Raw genomic sequence first — 18,189 nt, 5'->3', positions numbered from 1 at the left:
CGGGTCTCGTTTGTCTGTCGCCGGCCGTTAGCGTCTTGGCACAGCCAGCGCCGCGATCACTTCGTCGATCCGGGAAAACACATAATTCGGCGTGCGCGCTTCCAGGGCCGCTCCACTGGTATAGCCCCACGTCACCGCGCCAAAATCGATTCCGGCCTCGCGCGCAGCGTCGATATCGCGGATCTCGTCACCGATGCTGATCGTGTCATCGACAGAGATGCCGGTGAGCTCAAGGATGCGCTGGAATTTCGCCGTCTTGCCGAACAGGCCGGCGCCACAGGCGAAATAGGCGACGTGCTGGTCGAGATCACCGAGCACGGCACGGACGTTATCCTCGCTATCCGAACTGACGATGGCGATCGTTATGCCGCGCGCCTTCAATTCACAGAACATGCGATCGACGCCGGGAAACAGATTGATGCGATCGATCTGCTGCGCCTTGCGCTTGCGCATGTCGCGCGCGATCAGCGGGATCCGCCATTTGGCGACACCGAGTAGCCGGATCAGTTCGCCGGCACCGACGCTCCGCAGCTCATCGATGCGGTCGCGTTCGACGCGCTGAAACTTGTGCTTGTCGGCGACGGAATTGATGACGCTGAGGAACCACGAAAAGCTGTCGGACAGCGTGCCGTCCATATCGAAGATGGCGAGCTTATAAGGCATGGCTGGCGGGCGGGGAGGTGGCCGGGGTCCTGGCTGGGTGTTTGGCAATGTCGGTCACGGGCTGGTTCTCGTCTGAGTCGTGGCCGATATGCGACCCGTCTGAAGGATGATCCCATCAGACCCGGTTTTCAACCCACATCCGCGCGGCGAAACGATGCACGAGCTGCACGCAAGCGTGCTAAGCCCGTCATTCCCGTTTCATATCACGCGCAGGAGGCCTTGATGGCAGACGATAGACCGAACCAGAAAGGCCCCAACACCAAGAAGAAGCAGAAGTGCAAGAACTGCGAAGGCAAGGGCCTGCTGAAGAAGGGCGAGAAGGTGGTGAAGTGCCAGAGGTGTCACGGGACGGGGCTGAGGTGAAAGGAACGAAAATGTCGCCCAGCGGCGGCGCTAGTTGGTTTGGAGGCCACCTAACATGCTTGGCGAAATACCAGTCGCGGTAGCCGCACGTTCTCTAAACTAGCGAAGCGTAACGACCAGAATTTTTACAAAAAGGTCTGCGCTCGGCACCAGCAATAGAAGGTATCCGGCCAGTGAGAGGATAAGGCAGATCGTTAGAGACATTCGTTTCTTGATATTGTTTCGGAAAAAATTTTCAATCAACATTGATCTCAGTAAGCCTTCGTATTTGCTTCTGGCGCCAGACCAGTCGACAGTCGCTTCATTTCGTTGCTTCCGACCGTCTTTTTCGCCTAGCGCTAGGTTTAGAAAAGAATCGTATTCTGAATCGTAATACTTCCCATGCAATGTGTGGTGGCCTTCAGTGCGGATTTCGCCATGAATATCGATGTAAGCAGAAACCGTGAAGTGCTTTAATGCACGCTCCACGTATTCGAATTGGTTAGTGCCAACTTTGAAAACGAACGGGCGTCGCAAACGATATAGAATGTTCGCGGAGCCTAAGAAGATCAATCCAAAATATATGAGCTTCAATCGTGTCGTAGGTGATGCTCCAAACTTTAGGATGTTCTCATTCGCGAGCGTGTTGAAGGAAAGATGTTGGGATATGCTGTCATTAAATAAGATCAAGTAGCCAACGACTGGAACTGCCATCGAGCATTTAGCGATCCAGCCGTCGAATAGGAATACATAATCAGACCATCCATAGTTATAGCTGAAAATGCTCCATCTCATCTGCCAGTAGTTTTTCCAATTATGGGTGAGTTGGCTCATTTTTCAAAAGAGCCTCATTCTGCCGCCTCGCTTGTCGCCTTCCGCTTCTTCGGCTTGCCCGCCTTTTCCAGCACCGGCTTCAGGAATTTGCCTGTATAACTCCTTGGGGCCTTGACGATATCTTCGGGCGGACCCCAGGCGACAATCTCGCCGCCGCCGTCGCCGCCTTCGGGGCCGAGGTCGATGACCCAGTCTGCCGTCTTGATGACTTCGAGATTGTGCTCGATCACCACCACCGTATTGCCCTGTTCGACCAGCTCATGCAGCACTTCGAGCAGTTTTGCGACGTCGTGGAAGTGCAGGCCGGTCGTCGGCTCGTCCAAGATGTAGAGCGTGCGACCCGTGGCGCGCTTGCTCAATTCCTTCGCGAGTTTCACGCGCTGCGCTTCGCCGCCGGATAGTGTCGTCGCCTGCTGCCCGACATGGATGTAGTCGAGACCGACGCGATGCAGCGTCTTGAAGGTCTCGCGCACGCGCGGCACCGCCTTGAAGAAGTCGGCGGCTTCTTCCACGGTCATGTCGAGCACGTCGGCGATCGACTTGCCCTTGAACAGGACTTCGAGCGTTTCGCGGTTGTAGCGTTTGCCCTTGCAGGTGTCGCAGGTGACATAGACGTCGGGCAGGAAGTGCATCTCGATCTTGATGACGCCGTCGCCCTGGCAGGCCTCGCAGCGGCCGCCCTTGACGTTGAACGAGAACCGCCCGGGTTCGTAGCCGCGCGCCTTGGATTCCGGCAGGCCGGCGAACCATTCGCGGATCGGCGTGAAGGCGCCCGTATAGGTCGCGGGATTGGAGCGCGGGGTGCGGCCGATGGGCGACTGGTCGATGTCGATGATCTTGTCGATATGCTCCAGGCCCTCGATGCGATCATGCGGCGCGGCGCCTTCGCTGGCGCCATTCAGTTTGCGCGCGATGGCCTTGTAGAGCGTGTCGATCAGCAGCGTCGACTTGCCGCCGCCGGAGACGCCGGTGATGGCGGTGAACAGGCCGAGCGGCACTTCCGCCGAGACGTTCTTCAGATTATTGCCGCGCGCATTGATGACCTTGATGGTGCGGCGATGGTTCGGCGGACGACGCTCCCGCACCGGCACCGACATCTCGCCCGTGAGGTATTTGCCGGTCAGAGATTTCGGATTGGCCATCACCTCCTGGGGCGTGCCCTGGGCGACGATATTGCCGCCATGGGTGCCGGCGCCGGGGCCGACATCGACCACGTAATCGGCGGCGATCACCGCGTCCTCGTCATGCTCGACGACGATCACGGTATTGCCGAGGTCGCGCAGCCGCCGCAACGTATCCAGCAGACGCGCATTGTCGCGTTGATGCAGGCCGATGGAGGGCTCGTCGAGCACATACAGCACGCCGGTCAGACCCGAGCCGATCTGCGACGCCAGGCGGATGCGCTGGCTCTCGCCACCGGACAGCGTACCGGACGAACGGGCGAGGGTGAGATAGTTCAAGCCGACATCGAGCAAGAAAGAGAGGCGGTCGCGGATCTCCTTGAGGATGCGAACGGCGATCTCGTTCTGCTGCTTGTTCAGCAGCTCTGGCACGGTCTCGAACCAGTCGCCGGCCTTGCGCACCGACATTTCGGAGATGTTGCCGATATGCTTGCCGCCGATCTTGACCGACAGCGCTTCGGGCTTCAGGCGATAACCCTCGCAGGCATCGCATGGCACGTCGGAGAAGTACTTGCCGAGCTCCTCGCGCGCCCATTCGCTTTCGGTCTCGCGGAAGCGGCGGTCGATATTGGTGACGACGCCCTCGAACGGCTTCTTGGTGTCATAGGAGCGTACGCCGTCTTCATAGGAGAACTTGATCTCGTCATCGCCGGAGCCATGCAGGATGGCGTTCTGCGTCTTCTTCGGCAGGTCCTTCCACTTGGTGTCGAGCGTGAATTTGTAGAACTTGCCGAGTGCCGTCAGCGTCTGCACGTAATAAGGCGACGACGATTTCGCCCAGGGCGCGATGGCGCCCTTGCGCAGCGTCAGCTCCTTGTCTGGAATGACGAGATCGGCATCGATGGTCTGCTCGACGCCGAGGCCGCCGCATTTCGGACAGGCACCATAAGGGTTGTTGAACGAAAAGAGTCTGGGCTCGATTTCCGGAATGGTGAAACCGGAGACCGGGCAGGCGAACTTCTCGGAAAACAGGATGCGTTCCGCACCCGTCTTGTCGTGAATCTTCGCGACCTTCTTGTCGGATTTCTTCGTGCTGGCCTCTTCCGCGGGAGCGGCAGGCGCATCGGCGTATTCGATGACCGCGAGGCCTTCGGCGAGCTTCAGCGCGGTCTCGAAACTTTCCGCGAGGCGCTGGCCGATATCGGGCCTGACAACGATGCGATCGACGACGACGTCAATGTCATGTGGAAACTTCTTGTCGAGTACGGGCGCTTCGGCGAGTTCATGGAAGGTGCCGTCGATCTTGACGCGCTGAAAGCCCTTCTTGAGATATTCGGCGAGCTCCTTGCGGTACTCACCTTTGCGGCCGCGCACCACCGGCGCCAGCAGATAGAGCCGCGTGCCTTCCGGCAGCGCCAGCACGCGGTCGACCATCATCGAGACGGTCTGGCTCTCGATCGGAAGACCCGTCGCCGGCGAATAGGGAATGCCGACGCGCGCCCACAGCAGGCGCATGTAATCGTAGATCTCGGTGACGGTGCCGACGGTCGAGCGCGGATTCTTCGAGGTGGTTTTCTGCTCGATGGAGATGGCGGGCGACAGGCCGTCGATCTGGTCGACGTCCGGCTTCTGCATCATCTCGAGGAATTGCCGGGCGTAAGCCGACAGCGACTCCACATAGCGGCGCTGGCCTTCGGCATAGATCGTATCGAAGGCGAGTGACGATTTGCCGGAGCCGGACAGGCCGGTGAACACCACCAGCTTGTCGCGCGGGATGGTCAGATCGACATTCTTGAGATTGTGCTCGCGGGCGCCGCGGATGGTGATGCTGCGCATGTTCGCGGCGGCCTGCTGCCGCTTCGCCTTGATGATCTCGTCCATAACAGGCAATTCCCCAGCGCGCGGTGCGCGCTCATTCGGGCGCGCACCGCCGGCCGGGCCGGGATCAACGCCGATTGATTGTCATCGGAACATAGGAAGAACGAGGACGGATTTCCAGTGCTCCGCAGCAACGATCAACGGTTTGTTGGCGGAGGGGTTGCGAGGCAACGCTGCAAATCGAACGGCCTGCGGAGGACAGGTCTTCCGGTATCGGGCTCATGCCAGTGAACTGCCAATCGGGAGCGCGTCAGGTCTGAGCGAGGTGCCAGCAAAAAGCCCGGCGCGTGGCCGGGCTAAGTTTGCGGGAATGAGGGAAGGTGGTCGCAGTTCTCAGTATTTCGCGATAACGGGACCGCCCCACTTGTAGTTGATGCGCGCGGTGATCACGTCGACGTCCTGGCTGATGCGATCGATGCGCGAGGTCACAGGAAGTGCCACAGCGGTGAAGCTGTTGCTGCTGGTCTCCATGAACAGATGGTCGTATTCGACCGCGAAGGACCAGTTTGGCGTGAAGCCATATTCCAGGCCGACGCCGACCGTGCCGCCCCAGCGGGTTTCGCTGGCGTTGTCGAACACGACATTGCCGGGCACGGTGTAGCCCTGATACTTGTCGCTCGTCACGGCGGCGCCGCCCTTCACGTAAAGAAGGGTGTTGTTCCAAGCATAACCGATCTGGCCGGTGAACAGACCGAAGGCTTCGATCTTGGACCGGTTGCCGGTCGTACCGAGTACGAGCTGGCTGACATTCGAGCCCTTGAAGTCTGCCCAGTTGCCTTGTGCTTCCAGACCGAACACCCAAGCAGCGCTCTGCCAGCGATAGCCGATCTGGCCGCCTGCCGTGCCGCCGCTTGCGTCATGGCAGCCTTCGTTGAAGGCCAGCGCGACGCCGAGAACCTGGGTCGTGTCCCAGCATTTGCGGCTCGTTCCCCAACCGCCGTTGCCGCCGATATAGAAGCCGGTCCAGTCATAGACGGCGGCAATGATCGGAGGCGCCTTGGTGTAGGGCCGTGCTGCGAGATCGGCCGCAGAAGCGGACGTTGCCGAGCCGAGAACAGCGAGGGCGGCGGATGCGAGCAGAATTTTCTTCATGGCATGCTCCCCTTGTGAGTGTTTCAACTCTAGCGCGATTCAGGCGATCAGGCTGTGCCTTCCTTGCAACGGAGAAAAACAAACGTAATGGTTGCGCGAAAATTCACGCGCTACAGTCGTGGGTAGTATTCGACCGCAGTAGATTGGCGAGCTCTTATCTCTCCGGAATCCGGGCTTCCAGCCAAACGAAAAAGGCCGGCGTTTCCGCCGGCCTTTCCGTAGTCACGAGCCTATATCAGGCGCGAAGCTCAGTACTTCGCGACGACCGGGCCACCCCAGTTGAAGCGGTAGTTCAGGCCAGCCTTGACGGTGTGCTCGTCGTTGCGGGACGACAGGCCAATGATGCCAACCGGCGACGGAGCAGCGAAAGTGGTCTTGCCGAAGTCATAGTACTGGTACTCGACCTTGCCCGACCAGTTCTGGGTGAACAGGTATTCGAGGCCGGCGCCGACGGTGTAACCGTCATGCTTGGTGCCAGCTGCGAAGGCAACCGGAACTGCGCCAACAGTGGTGACCAGCGATTCGCTGTAGTCGGAGTAAGCGTAGCCGCCCTTCACGTAGAGCAGTGCCGGACCCCAGGTGTAACCGATGCGACCGGTGACCGAGGCGAGGCCCTTCTGGTTCAGGTTGTAGGTGACGCCAGCCGGAACGAAAGCGACGTTGGTGTTGTTCGAACCAACCCAGCTGTACTGACCTTCGATGCCGAACACCCAGTTCGGAGCGAACTGGTAGTCATAGCCGATCTGCACACCGCCGAGGAAACGACCATCCGAATTGTCGGAGGTGCCGCCGAAGCCGTTCGAACCGTTGAACGCGCCGCCGACGTGACCGCCGATGTAGAAGCCGGTCCAGTTGTAGATCGGGGCAGGAACGTAGGCCGGAGCCTTGGTGTAGGGACGAGCAGCCAGGTCAGCGGCCATTGCCGGAACCGAAGCGCCCAGAGCGATCAGAGCAACCGTGCCCAACAGAAAGTTCTTCATTTGAATTCTCCCCAAAATTGCTTCGCGTCGGCGAAGCCTCGTGTCCCGGCGCAAGCGCCAAATGCAATTCAGTGATCGAAATATACGCAAGTCTGCCAAAAAGTCCGTCACCCAAATAGCACACTCGTCTTCGATGTTTGGCCGTTTCTAAGTTAATGAAAGGTATATGAATTTTGGCGGGGCGCGGTTCCCTTCGGGTTCCACTATTGCTCGACTCAGACGCGACAGCGACGACTCGGTACTTCGTTGTCGCCCAACAGTTCGCCAAGGGGTGTCCTTGAGAACAAAAATGGAACATGCTATATGGGAGGACGATCATATAAGAGATCGTGGATAACCCGGTCGCGGGGGCCTGCGCGGGAGCGCGGACCGTATAGGGTCCCATCATCAGCGGCGTTTGCGCGCGGGCCAGGGCCTGCGCCGGCGCCCAATCAGCAAATTCAGGTTCGAGCGTAGGAGAGTGGCATGGCGGGTAGCGTCAACAAGGTGATTTTGGTCGGCAATCTCGGCAAGGATCCAGAAGTCCGCCGGATGCAGAACGGCAATCCGGTCGTCAACCTGACCGTCGCGACCTCGGATACCTGGCGCGACAAGGGCACCGGCGAGCGCAAGGAAAAGACCGAGTGGCATCGTGTCGTGATCTTCAGCGAAGGTCTCGCCAAGGTCGCCGAGCAGTATCTGAAGAAGGGCGCCAAGGTTTATATCGAAGGCGCGCTGCAGACCCGCAAATGGACCGATCCGCAGGGTGTCGAGAAATACTCCACCGAGATCGTGCTGCAGGGCTTCAATTCGACACTGACCATGCTCGACGGCAAGGGCGGCGGCGCGGGTGGCGGCGGCGGTTACGGCGGCGATGACATGGGCGACAGCTTCGGCGGCGGCCAGTCGAGCGCTCCGCCGCAGCGCCGTGTTGCGGCACCGGCCGGCGGTGGCGGCCGCGGCAGCGACATGGATGACGACATCCCATTCTGAGGGTTGGTTGAGGCGGTGTGTAAATTGCAAAGCGGTTTCATTGAAATTTCAATGGTTTAGCTGTTTGCGCACTTCCTGATCGCCGACGAGACTCGAATCAGATTCTGTGGGGCCCGCTTGTGTAAACAAAGGGGGCTTTCGTTTGATAAATCAACGCATTGCCAGCCGATTTCGCGTAAAGCCCGTTGTAATGGAGGGCGGCGAGAGGTTTGGGCTTCTCTTGGACAGGGAGAGCGGGCTGCCGGACCCTTAGGCTACTCGCTACAGCGCCGTATTCCTCAGGAGCAAAGCCGGATCGATCAACACGATGTTGAAGGTGCTTCGCTCGATCGCGGCGACCGAAGAGTGGGCCGCATTGCGCGGGGGCAGCCTGATCGAGCGGCTGGAGACCGGCGATCTACTGACGCAGGAGGAAACCGTCGATCTCGTGAACTCGCTTCGTCTTGCACGCTCACCTGCCGTGGGAGGGCGTGATGCGTCGGTGACGCGAGAGGTGGTGGCTCCGAATAGCTGAGCACAACATTCGCATGATGGCCGCGCTCGTTGAGCCGCTTGCACAGCGCGTGGGCGAAGGTGGTCTTTCCTGCGGCTGCCGGGCCAAAGAACTCGATGATCATGCTCCCGAACCTCAAGAGGTTGTTGGTGCCTGCACGATTCGCCGAGGGTCCTGCACCTGAGGAAACAGGCGTTCCCGCTTTCGCGCCGCGACAATAAAACTCTCCGCCAATAATCCCGGCACCTTGAGCCTCCGGCACGCCTTTTCGAATGGCTCGATCAGCGCCTCGCAGAGATGTGGAAACAACCGGCCCGGTCGCGGGAGATAGCCGTAATACGTGCTCTCCACGACCTCAAATCCCTCATCCGACAGCAGGCTTGAAAATTGATACAAAGTCAGGGTGTTTCGAGGTCTGCTCGGATATGCCCAGTTCAGGACACGACTGAACGACCCGATGGGTGACGTTGCATTGAGCTGGATATTGCACACCAATACGCCGTCGTTGTGAAGATGCCGATAGATCGCCCGCAATGCGTCGCGCCTAAGCGTGTCTTCTGCATTCAAGAAGAACCGAAATGCGGTGGCAACGTCAAATGTCTGTTCGAGAGGAACCTTGGTGACGTCGACGCATAGCAGCGTCACGTTGTCTGGCACCGAAGCTGCCGAAAGCATCGCTTCTGACACATCGACCCCGACAACCGAGCCGAACAACCGAGCGGCGACCTTCGCAATGCGTCCGGTTCCGCAGGCGAAGTCGAGGCTTGTTCGCTGTGGCCCTCCGAGCCGGCGCAGAATGCTTTCGAGCAAGGGCTGTTCGACGTCCCGCCACAATGCCGCGCAATGGCCCACCTCGAAGGTGCTGACGTAGTCGGCAACGACATCAACCGACTGGTGGCTCGCGCGATAGCTGAACGTGTCTCCGTTGAGCATAAGGATATGTCCCTCGAGTCCGCCGACGCTAACCTCGATGTCGGGACGACGTCTTCATGCATTCGCACGATGCCGGAACGGAGCGATGATCGCTCGGGAAGGCCAACGAGGCCTGGCCGTTCGGAGGGGTCCGCGGATCCGAACAGTCATTCAAATGAACGTTGGTGTGGTTTGTAATCCGGCTAAGCTCTGACCTGCAGGTAAATGACAGCTTGTTCCGAGGCGCTGGGCATTCCACCATGATCATCGAGTTATTTGGGCCGCCTGGTGCAGGCAAGACCACACTTCTTCGCGGCCTCTGCCGGGGGCTGGCGCAAGAAGGCATCAACCTGAAGACAGTGAACGGTTATCGCCTGATTGAATATGCGTCGGCCCAGGATGACGGCCCGGAGACGCGCCATGGCATTGGGCGTATTGGCAGAAAGATTGCCACCTCCGGTCCTGTCTTGCTATCGACCCTGCCGAAGGACGGTGTCGCGGCGCGGCTTCTAGCATCAATCCCGCTACGAAGCCGCACATGGTCATGGCGCATGAAGGTCGACATCGCTCTACTGTGCGAATCTTGGCGTAAAGCGCAGGAATCGGAAGGTTACTTCATTTTTGAAGAAGGCCTGATCCAGGCATTGTGTGCGCTGGTTTTGCTGGCGCGAACTCCAAGCATTGACGTGGTTCGTGACTGCCTAGCGTTCCTGCCGCGACCGGACCTGCTTGTCCAGCTCGATGCGCCGCAGGAAACGTTGCGCCGCCGTCTTACGGATCGGCATGCGCACCAGCCGCTCATCGAAGTCCTCCTGTTCGAACTCGGCGTGGACAGGGGCTTGAAGCAGGCCAATATCTCAAGGGAGATCGGCGAGTGCTTGCGCCGGGACGGATGGTCCTTGATACAAGTCAACGGTGCCGACCCCCTCAATTTCGATAAGGTCATCACGCGAGTCCTGGGAGAGCATATCAATGAGACCGCCCTGGGTGACCAAGGCGATAAAAGCCAAACCACTGGATTAGCTGGCAACTATGAACTTGATGGATCTCAACATTTCGCACGGGGGCCTGGTGGCAGCATCTGACGCTCGCTCACGATTTGAATCATTGCGTGGTCGAGCCCCGGTCCGCCCGGAGCGAGGCATGGATACTTTGGGTCGCCTCGACTAGCGCGGTCCCCTGTCTCGGAGAGCCTTGCGTCCGAAACCAACCATTCAGCCACGATCAGCCCGTGAGGCGCGCACGAAACAAGGTGCAGCCGTCCGCCAGGCGCGACCTGGAGATATCCGGGAATCCAGCCTCGGTCACCGGCGCGCTCCTCGACCGCCTCACGCATCACGTCCAGGACGTCCTGAACTTCTGCATCGCGCGCTGTGAGCTGATTGCTTGCAGCGCGTTTTGCTTTTTGCGGGGCGGTTAGCTGCGGCAACTTGGTGGGCAGCATTATCTTTACAATGGAAAGATTTATGCGATGGTGAGCTGACGCTGCCTCCTGAACACGAGGGCCACCATGTCGCTGCAGCCGTTGCTTGATGCCGCCGCTCCGATCCCGCTGCATGCTTTTGCGGCCATGGTCGCATTCGTGCTCGGTGTTGTTCAATTGATAGCACCCAAGGGCACGCTGCCACACAGGACGCTCGGCTGGATCTGGGTGATCCTGCTCGCCACTGTCGCGATCAGTTCGTTTGGGATCCATGGCCACAGCTACCGGCTGTGGCGGGACTGGAGCCCGATCCATCTCCTGTCGATCATGGCGCCGGTGATGCTCGTGCTCGGCGTGATCGCGGCGCGCCGGCACCGTGTCAGGGCGCATGCCATCACCATGATTTCGATCTTCGCTGGCGCTCTGGTGATCGCCGGTGTGTTCACCCTCGTGCCCGGCCGGGTCATGCACACCGTGGTGTTCGGTCGCTAGATTGCCGCAAGACGGCCGCATGATTTTCGCAAGATTCGGCGGGTTCGGGCTGGCTTATTCGGGGCCAGTTCACAAGCCCTGTACAGCTCCCGTAAGCATTTGAAAAATCAGCAGGAAAATAGAGCCACGGGCGTTGTCTGCGGGGTGGCTTGAAGCCGCGCGATGCGCTATATGATTCCCAGCAAAACCTGACCGGAAATCATCCTTGTCCGACACTGAAGACCAGAAGCCTGGGGAGCCACCAGCCCCCTCGGATATTCGTCCCGTATCCATCCTCGATGAGATGAAGCGTTCGTATCTCGATTACGCCATGAGCGTGATCGTGGCGCGTGCGCTGCCGGATGCGCGTGACGGCTTGAAGCCGGTGCATCGCCGCATTCTCTATGCAATGTATGAGAACGGCTTCGAGTGGAACAAGCCGTATCGCAAGTCGGCGCGAACCGTCGGCGACGTCATCGGTAAGTATCATCCGCACGGCGACCAGTCGGTCTATGACGCTATGGTCCGCATGGCGCAGGACTTCTCGATGCGTGTGCCGCTGATCGACGGTCAGGGCAATTTCGGCTCGGTGGATGGCGATCAGGCCGCCGCGATGCGATACACGGAATCGCGCCTGACCAAGATCGCGCAGTCGCTGCTCGACGATCTCGACAAGGACACCGTCGACTATCAGGACAACTACGACGGCTCGTTCCGTGAGCCACGCGTGCTGCCGGCGAAGTTCCCGAATCTGCTGGTGAATGGCGGCGGCGGCATTGCCGTCGGCATGGCCACCAACATCCCGCCGCACAATCTCGGTGAAGTCATCGACGCCTGCGTCGCGCTGATCGATGATCCGTCACTCACCATTGACGATCTGAACAAGATCATCCCGGGTCCGGATTTCCCGACGGGTGGCATCATTCTCGGTCGCGCCGGAATTCGTACGGCCTATCACACCGGCCGCGGCTCCATCGTGATGCGCGGCAAGGTCTCGATCGAGCCGACGCGCAAGGATCGCGAAGCGATCATCGTCTCGGAAATTCCGTACCAGGTGAACAAGGCCACCATGGTCGAGCGCATCGCCGAACTGGTGCGCGACAAGAAGATCGAAGGCATCTCCGATCTGCGCGACGAATCTGACCGCGACGGTTTTCGCGTCGTCGTCGAGTTGAAGCGGGACGCGGTGCCGGAGGTGGTGCTCAACCAGCTTTACAAGTTCACGCCGCTGCAGACCAATTTCGGCGCCAATATGGTGGCGCTCGACACCGGTCGTCCGTTGCTGATGAATCTGAAGGACCTGCTGACGATCTTCGTCGCGTTCCGCGAACAGGTCGTCACGCGCCGTACCAAGTTCCTGCTCAACAAGGCGCGCGACCGCGCGCATATCCTCGTCGGCCTGGCCATTGCGGTGGCGAATATCGACGAGGTCATTCGTGTGATCCGGACCTCGCCGGATCCTGCCACCGCGCGTGACATCCTGATGGAGCGTCATTGGCCCGCGCAGGACGTGGCGACGATGATGATGCTGATCGACGATCCGCGTCATCGCCTCGAGGAAGACGGCACTGCACGGCTGTCCTTCGAACAGGCCAAGGCCATTCTCGATCTGCGCCTGGCTCGCTTGACAGCTCTGGGCCGCGAAGAAATCTCCGACGAGCTGGACAAGCTCGCTGTCGAGATTGCGGACTATCTGGAGATCCTGCGTTCGCGCGCGCGCGTGCAGGGCATCATCAAGGACGAGCTCGGCGCGGTGAAGTTGGAATTCGCGACGCCGCGCAAGACCGTCATCATGGAGCAAGAGGGCGAGGTCGAAGACGAAGACCTGATCCAGCGCGAAGACATGGTGGTGACGGTATCGCATCATGGCTACGTCAAGCGCGTGCCGCTTTCGACCTATCGGGCGCAGCGCCGCGGCGGCAAAGGGCGCTCGGGCATGGCGACACGCGACGAGGATTTCGTCTCGCGCCTGTTCGTGGCCTCGACCCATACGCCCGTGCTGTTCTTCTCGTCGCGCGGCCAGGTCTATAAGGAAAAGGTCTGGCGCCTGCCGATCGCTCCGCCAAACGGCCGTGGTAAGGCGATGATCAACATCCTGCCGCTGGAGCAGGGCGAACGCATCACCACGATCATGCCGCTGCCCGAGGATGAGGCGACGTGGAACGATCTTGACGTGATGTTCGCGACCACTGGCGGCAATGTCCGCCGCAACAAGCTCTCTGACTTCGTCGATGTCAGGCGCTCCGGCATCATCGCAATGAAGCTCGATGAGGGCGAAGCGATCGTCGATGTGCAGATCGCCACCGAACATGATGACGTGCTGCTGACCGCCGCCGGTGGCCAGTGCATCCGTTTCCCGGTGACTGATGTCCGCGTGTTCCAGGGCCGCAGCTCCATGGGCGTGCGCGGTATCTCTCTGGCGGACGGCGACAAGCTGATCTCGCTGACGATCCTGCGCCACCTGGAGGCCAATTCCGACGAGCGTGCGGCCTATCTGCGCCGTGCCAATGCGGTGCGCCGCGGCGGTGCGGAGGAGCGTGCTGATGTCGCGGACGAAGCGGCCGCTGCCGTGGAGACCGAGGAGGCGACGGGTGCCATCGAACTCGGCGAGCAGCGCTATGTCGAGATGTCGGCGTCCGAGCAATTCGTGCTGACCATCAGCGAAAACGGCTATGGCAAGCGGACGTCATCGTTCGAGTACCGGACCACCGGACGCGGCGGCAAGGGCATCGTCGCGATGTCGGTCAACAACCGGAATGGCAAGCTGATTGCTTCGTTCCCGGTCGAGGACAGCGACCAGATCATGCTTGTCACCGACAAGGGCCAGCTCATCCGCTGCCCGGTGGAAGGTATCCGCATTGCGGGCCGTTCGACCCAGGGCGTCATCGTGTTCAACACGGCTGACGACGAGCACGTCGTGTCGGTCGAACATATCGGCGAGGCGGGCGAGGGCGAAGAGGGCGAGAACGGCAATGGTGCGCCGGTGGCGGAGGGCTGAGGCTCTCTGCAGCGGCTGACACGTTGATAAAAACCCGCGGTCATGCCGCGGGTTTTTCTTTTATGCATGTGATGTGCGGGATGGGTTGAGCGAAGCGAAAACCCAACACCTCGCGCTTGCCCGGTCGAAAGGGCTTTTCGGCGCTATGCGCCTGCGCTCTTCGGCACTGGCGTGTTGAGCAGCTGCTGCTCCCACAGATACGCAATGCCGCTGCCGCCGGCATGCTGCGTCATCACGTCCGTGAGCTTGGCAGCACTCTCAGTCCGCGCCCAGTCGCGCTGCCATTCGGCGGCCACGGCCAGCCAGGTCATCATGTTTGCGCCGGCTGCGATCATGCGCTGGATGGCGACCTGATGGGCCTCGACCGAAACGGCGCCCGAGGCATCGGTGACGACCGTTACGTCCCAGCCCTCGCCGAGGGCCTGGATCGTCGGCATCGCGACGCAGATCTCGGTCCACAGGCCCGCGATGATCAGCTGCTTGCGGCCCGTTGCCTTGACGGCATCCACCGCCTTCGGGTCTTCCCAGGTGTTGATGAAGGTCCGGTCGATCACTTCCTGGCCGGGAAAAACATCGGTGATCTGAGGGAACAGCAGACCGCCGCGCTCGGCGAGCACGCTGGTCAGGATGGTGGGGACGCCGAACGCCTTGGCGGCCTTCGCTAGGCCCGCCGTATTGTTGATCACCATCTGCGGTTCGTGGCTGTTCACGTTCGCGAGCTGGTAGGGCTGGTGGTCGATCAGAACGAGGACCGAGTCTTCGGGACGAAGGAGCGACGCAAGGCCATTACGAAAGGTCATGAATACATCCTCTGCTGCCGTTATGTGTGAGGTTGGTCTGCCGGGAGATATGCGACGACAGCGGCACTCCCTGGATGCGGTATTGCCGTTCTCATGCGCGATGGGGTAGTGCCCTTCCGTGCCAAGCTGTGTCGCGAAACGGGGAACGCTGAATGGACATAGAAGAGCTGCGGACATTCGTGGAAATTGCCGATGCCGGAGGCGTTTCCCCCGCCGCGCGCCGGCTCGGCGTTTCCAAGTCGATCGTCAGTCGGCAGCTTGCTCGCATTGAAGCGGAACTTGGCGTGCAGCTTCTCGCACGAACCACGCGCGGCGCTGCGCTCACCGAAGCGGGAGTCGCGTTTCGCGACCATGCAGCGCGAGCTTGCGCCGAGATCGACGCGGCCAGGGAACTGCTCCTGCCTGATGGCGAGCTTTGCGGCCGCTTGCGCATTGCGGCGCCTCTGACTTTCGGCCCAACGCACCTGGCGCCTGTGCTCGCGGACTTGGCGCGACGTCATCCGCAGCTCCACGTCCATAGCGTCTACAGTGATCGCTTCGTCGATCTCATCGCCGAAGGTTTCGATTGTGCGATCCGGTTTGGCTATCTTCAGGACTCGAACCTGATCGCGCGGCACGTCGGGCCCATTTATGGAAAGTTAGTCGCGAGCCCGGACTATATCAAAGCGCATGGCTCACCCGAGACGCCGGACGAACTCGTCGACCATCAGGCTCTCATGCAGGGCACCGAAGCCTGGCAATTCATGGATGGCGACAAGACAATCACGGTGCGCCCGCAAGGGCGCTTCAAGGCCGACAACGGCGCAGCTCTTGTCGCCGCCGCATTGGCAGGACTCGGTATCGCCTGGCTCCCGGGCGGCATCACCGACGACTACATCGCCTCCGGCGCGCTGGTTGCGGTCATGACACGCTATCCACCACCGCCGGCAGGTGTCTATGTCATCCGCCCGCCAAGTCAGCATCCCGCACGGAAGGTGCGGGTTCTTACCGAAATGCTGATCGCGTGTTTTGAAAAGGCCCCGCGCCCTGCGGATGTCGGTCACTAACGCACGAATCAAACGGATGGTGCGCAGGGACCGGCCGAGGCTTAAGTCGCGCGCGGCTTATTAAATCTCGATTTCGGTGCCGAATTCGACGACCTGTCTGGTCGGTACGTCGAAGAAAGCAGCGGAGCGTTCGGCGTTCCGCTGCAGGAACGCGAATACGGTTTCGCGCCACACCGCCATGCCGGCGACCTTGTCGCTGGGGATGATGGTCTCGCGGCCAATGTAATAGGTGATGTCGGCGAGGTCGATGCCGGGTAACTTGCCCTGTTCGCACGCCAGACTCAGTCCGTCGGAAATCGTCGGATATTGTATGAAGCCGTAATGCAGGATGACGCGCGTGATCCCTTCGATCACTTCGATGATCTCGGCGCGATCGGCATCCGGGACGCGCGGCACTTCGGAGATCTGCACAGTCACCAGAATGACGCGCTGATGCAGAACGTGGTTGTGCTTGACGAATTGCGTTAGAGCCAGTGGCACGCCATTCGGCGTGGATGCAAGGAACGCCGCGGTGCCATTGAGCCGCGCATGGCACCGACTGACGGCTGTCTCGATCAGGTCTTCTTCGGGCTGACGCAGCTTGGCTCGGGCGCTTTCGACGAGTTTGACACCGCTGCGCCATGTCAGCATCAGGAACGCCACAGCCGCCGCCAGGATTAGCGGAAACCAGCCGCCTTCGAACAGCTTCGTGGAATTGGCGGCGAAGAAGATGCAATCGATGATGAAGAAGAAGCCGTTCACCGACACGACGAGAAGCGGCGGATAGCCCCATTGCAGCGCGACCAATGCCGCGAGCAGTGTGGTGATCGCCATCAGCAGCGATACGGCGATGCCATAGGCGCCTGCCAGCGCGTCCGATGTGCCGAAGCTGAGTACGGCGGCCAGCGTCGCCGCCGCCAGCAACCAGTTCACCAGCGGCACATAGATCTGGCCCATGGCGTGGCTGGTGGTGTGCCGGATCTGCATCCGCGGCAGGAAGCCGAGCTGGATCGATTGCTGTGTCAGCGAGAACACACCGGAGATGATGGCTTGCGAGGCGATCACCGTCGCGACAGTGGCAAAGGCCACCAACGGATAGTGCAGCCAGTCAGGCGCCAGTTGATAGAACGGGTTGTTGACGGCGGTGGGGTCGGCGATCAGCAGTCCCGCCTGGCCGAAATAGTTCAGCACGAGCGCTGGCAGGGCGATGGCAAACCATGCAAGCCGGATGGGAATCCGTCCGAAATGGCCCATATCGGCATACATCGCCTCACCGCCGGTCACGGCAAGGAAGGCGGCGCCGAGAATGGCAAAGCTGATGTGGAAGTCCTGATGGATCAGGAATTCGAAGGCATAGAGCGGACTGACGGCAGCAAGCACGCCGGGCGATTGCACGATGCCATGGATGCCAAGCAGCGCGAGCACGGCGAACCAGCCCAGCATCACCGGCCCGAAGATGCCGCCGATGAAACCGGTACCTTTGCTCTGCATCAGAAACAGCCCGATCAGAATGATGACGGTGAGCGGCACCACGGCCGGCGCAAGTGATGGTGCATCGACCTTGAGGCCTTCAATCGCTGACAGCACGGAGATCGCCGGTGTGATGGCGCCGTCACCATAGAGCAGGGCGGCGCCGACGAGACCGACGACCAGGAGATGTATGCGCCACGTGCCCGGCTCTGCGTTACGCGCGTGGAGCAGTGCCAGTAGCGCGACGATGCCGCCTTCGCCGCGATTGTCGGCGCGCAGAATCAGAAGCGCGTATTTCAGAGAGATAATCAGGATCAACGCCCAGAGGATCAACGATACCACGCCGAGCGTTGCTTCGGGCGTGAGAGGCCCGCCATGGGCCGCTGCCTTCACGGCTTCCTTGAGTGCATAAAGGGGGCTGGTGCCGATATCGCCATAGACGACGCCGAGCGCGCCGATCGTTGCCGTGAGAGGAAGTCCGCCAGAGTGGCCTGGCGATGCGGCTGGGATGGCGGTCACTGGCAGCCCTCACGGGACTCGCGCTTTCACGATCGCGCTTGACCAGCAGTCTGCGACGTTGCGTCGCGAATTGCTATGAAATTAGTTGAAGCAGGCGTCGCGAGAATTTCACTGAACTAGGCATCGCGCACGGTGGGGGAGTGTAGTTCGATTGCCCCGATGAAGTATCAGTACACCCCGGTAGTGGCCGGGGCGC

At 60.5% G+C, this 18,189-nt stretch carries 15 protein-coding genes; 7 read left to right on the top strand and 8 right to left on the bottom strand.

All coding sequences use genetic code 11. The features are described 5' to 3' along the window. Positions 1–27 precede the first annotated feature (27 nt). Positions 28–663, bottom strand: coding sequence for an HAD-IA family hydrolase (locus AB8A38_RS05925; RefSeq protein ID WP_439085338.1), 636 nt, complete (start codon positions 661–663; stop codon positions 28–30). A 222-nt stretch (positions 664–885) separates the two neighbouring features. Between AB8A38_RS05925 and AB8A38_RS05920 the strand changes: the two genes are divergently transcribed. Continuing rightward, positions 886–1,026 (top strand): hypothetical protein, encoded by a 141-nt coding sequence (locus AB8A38_RS05920; RefSeq protein ID WP_165826921.1) that lies wholly within the window; start codon positions 886–888, stop codon positions 1,024–1,026. A gap of 99 nt (positions 1,027–1,125) precedes the next feature. On the opposite strand, the gene AB8A38_RS05915 is transcribed toward AB8A38_RS05920, so the two are convergent. The 4 genes from AB8A38_RS05915 to AB8A38_RS05900 form a co-directional block, all read right to left on the bottom strand. After that, on the bottom strand, positions 1,126–1,839 hold the full coding sequence (locus AB8A38_RS05915; RefSeq protein WP_439085336.1) for a hypothetical protein: 714 nt from the start codon (positions 1,837–1,839) through the stop codon (positions 1,126–1,128). Positions 1,840–1,853: 14 nt separating this feature from the next. Then, the gene (uvrA, locus tag AB8A38_RS05910; protein WP_439085334.1) at positions 1,854–4,841 is read right to left on the bottom strand and encodes an excinuclease ABC subunit UvrA; all 2,988 of its coding nucleotides are present in this window, start codon (positions 4,839–4,841) and stop codon (positions 1,854–1,856) included. 330 nt (positions 4,842–5,171) lie between these two features. After that, positions 5,172–5,930 carry an outer membrane protein gene (locus tag AB8A38_RS05905; protein ID WP_439085333.1) on the bottom strand — a complete coding sequence of 253 codons (759 nt, stop codon included), beginning with the start codon at positions 5,928–5,930 and terminating at the stop codon, positions 5,172–5,174. Between the two features lie 248 nt (positions 5,931–6,178). Next, complete coding sequence (locus AB8A38_RS05900) at positions 6,179–6,910, bottom strand: outer membrane protein (protein ID WP_439085331.1); 732 nt, start codon at positions 6,908–6,910, stop codon at positions 6,179–6,181. Positions 6,911–7,375: 465 nt separating this feature from the next. Here AB8A38_RS05900 and AB8A38_RS05895 point away from each other — a divergent pair, with 465 nt between their 5' ends. Together AB8A38_RS05895 and AB8A38_RS05890 are read left to right on the top strand one after the other, a co-directional pair. Beyond that, positions 7,376–7,882, top strand: a complete 507-nt coding sequence (locus AB8A38_RS05895; RefSeq protein WP_089264456.1) for a single-stranded DNA-binding protein — start codon at positions 7,376–7,378, stop codon at positions 7,880–7,882. Between the two features lie 307 nt (positions 7,883–8,189). Further along, positions 8,190–8,396 carry a hypothetical protein gene (locus AB8A38_RS05890; RefSeq protein ID WP_439085329.1) on the top strand — a complete coding sequence of 69 codons (207 nt, stop codon included), beginning with the start codon at positions 8,190–8,192 and terminating at the stop codon, positions 8,394–8,396. A gap of 114 nt (positions 8,397–8,510) precedes the next feature. On the opposite strand, the gene AB8A38_RS05885 is transcribed toward AB8A38_RS05890, so the two are convergent. Then, positions 8,511–9,308 carry a class I SAM-dependent methyltransferase gene (locus tag AB8A38_RS05885; protein ID WP_439085328.1) on the bottom strand — a complete coding sequence of 266 codons (798 nt, stop codon included), beginning with the start codon at positions 9,306–9,308 and terminating at the stop codon, positions 8,511–8,513. A 239-nt stretch (positions 9,309–9,547) separates the two neighbouring features. Between AB8A38_RS05885 and AB8A38_RS05880 the strand changes: the two genes are divergently transcribed. The 3 genes from AB8A38_RS05880 to gyrA all read left to right on the top strand — a co-directional run bounded on the left by AB8A38_RS05880 (position 9,548) and on the right by gyrA (position 14,179). Beyond that, positions 9,548–10,372, top strand: a complete 825-nt coding sequence (locus AB8A38_RS05880; protein WP_439063817.1) for an AAA family ATPase — start codon at positions 9,548–9,550, stop codon at positions 10,370–10,372. Positions 10,373–10,797: 425 nt separating this feature from the next. Further along, positions 10,798–11,202 (top strand): DUF2306 domain-containing protein, encoded by a 405-nt coding sequence (locus AB8A38_RS05875; protein ID WP_439085327.1) that lies wholly within the window; start codon positions 10,798–10,800, stop codon positions 11,200–11,202. Between the two features lie 205 nt (positions 11,203–11,407). After that, positions 11,408–14,179: a DNA gyrase subunit A gene (gene gyrA, locus AB8A38_RS05870; RefSeq protein ID WP_439085326.1), complete on the top strand. Its 2,772-nt coding sequence runs from the start codon at positions 11,408–11,410 to the stop codon at positions 14,177–14,179. A 143-nt stretch (positions 14,180–14,322) separates the two neighbouring features. On the opposite strand, the gene AB8A38_RS05865 is transcribed toward gyrA, so the two are convergent. After that, entirely contained in the window at positions 14,323–14,979 is a 657-nt protein-coding gene (locus tag AB8A38_RS05865; RefSeq protein ID WP_439085325.1) for a hydrolase, read from the bottom strand. A gap of 152 nt (positions 14,980–15,131) precedes the next feature. Between AB8A38_RS05865 and AB8A38_RS05860 the strand changes: the two genes are divergently transcribed. After that, entirely contained in the window at positions 15,132–16,025 is an 894-nt protein-coding gene (locus AB8A38_RS05860; protein ID WP_439085324.1) for a LysR family transcriptional regulator, read from the top strand. Positions 16,026–16,085: 60 nt separating this feature from the next. Here the strand turns inward: AB8A38_RS05860 and AB8A38_RS05855 are convergent, their stop codons facing one another. Next, the gene (locus tag AB8A38_RS05855) at positions 16,086–17,993 is read right to left on the bottom strand and encodes a potassium transporter Kup (RefSeq protein WP_439085323.1); all 1,908 of its coding nucleotides are present in this window, start codon (positions 17,991–17,993) and stop codon (positions 16,086–16,088) included. Positions 17,994–18,189: the final 196 nt, after the last annotated feature.

The organism is Tardiphaga sp. 839_C3_N1_4, from assembly GCF_051811045.1.
GTDB lineage: Bacteria > Pseudomonadota > Alphaproteobacteria > Rhizobiales > Xanthobacteraceae > Tardiphaga.
Note: the sequence above shows the minus strand (reverse complement) of the source record. Positions and strands in the feature narration are given on the sequence as shown.

What these genes read in the sequence shown, in the direction of transcription:
- AB8A38_RS05920 (WP_165826921.1), top strand. Translation starts at nt 886, where the DNA reads ATGGCAGACGATAGACCGAACCAGAAAGGCCCCAACACCAAGAAGAAG.
- AB8A38_RS05865 (WP_439085325.1), bottom strand. Translation starts at nt 14,979, where the DNA reads ATGACCTTTCGTAATGGCCTTGCGTCGCTCCTTCGTCCCGAAGACTCG.
- AB8A38_RS05880 (WP_439063817.1), top strand. Translation starts at nt 9,548, where the DNA reads ATGATCATCGAGTTATTTGGGCCGCCTGGTGCAGGCAAGACCACACTT.
- AB8A38_RS05905 (WP_439085333.1), bottom strand. Translation starts at nt 5,930, where the DNA reads ATGAAGAAAATTCTGCTCGCATCCGCCGCCCTCGCTGTTCTCGGCTCG.
- AB8A38_RS05915 (WP_439085336.1), bottom strand. Translation starts at nt 1,839, where the DNA reads ATGAGCCAACTCACCCATAATTGGAAAAACTACTGGCAGATGAGATGG.
- AB8A38_RS05890 (WP_439085329.1), top strand. Translation starts at nt 8,190, where the DNA reads ATGTTGAAGGTGCTTCGCTCGATCGCGGCGACCGAAGAGTGGGCCGCA.
- AB8A38_RS05875 (WP_439085327.1), top strand. Translation starts at nt 10,798, where the DNA reads ATGTCGCTGCAGCCGTTGCTTGATGCCGCCGCTCCGATCCCGCTGCAT.
- AB8A38_RS05860 (WP_439085324.1), top strand. Translation starts at nt 15,132, where the DNA reads ATGGACATAGAAGAGCTGCGGACATTCGTGGAAATTGCCGATGCCGGA.
- AB8A38_RS05925 (WP_439085338.1), bottom strand. Translation starts at nt 663, where the DNA reads ATGCCTTATAAGCTCGCCATCTTCGATATGGACGGCACGCTGTCCGAC.
- uvrA (WP_439085334.1), bottom strand. Translation starts at nt 4,841, where the DNA reads ATGGACGAGATCATCAAGGCGAAGCGGCAGCAGGCCGCCGCGAACATG.
- AB8A38_RS05885 (WP_439085328.1), bottom strand. Translation starts at nt 9,308, where the DNA reads ATGCTCAACGGAGACACGTTCAGCTATCGCGCGAGCCACCAGTCGGTT.
- AB8A38_RS05900 (WP_439085331.1), bottom strand. Translation starts at nt 6,910, where the DNA reads ATGAAGAACTTTCTGTTGGGCACGGTTGCTCTGATCGCTCTGGGCGCT.
- AB8A38_RS05895 (WP_089264456.1), top strand. Translation starts at nt 7,376, where the DNA reads ATGGCGGGTAGCGTCAACAAGGTGATTTTGGTCGGCAATCTCGGCAAG.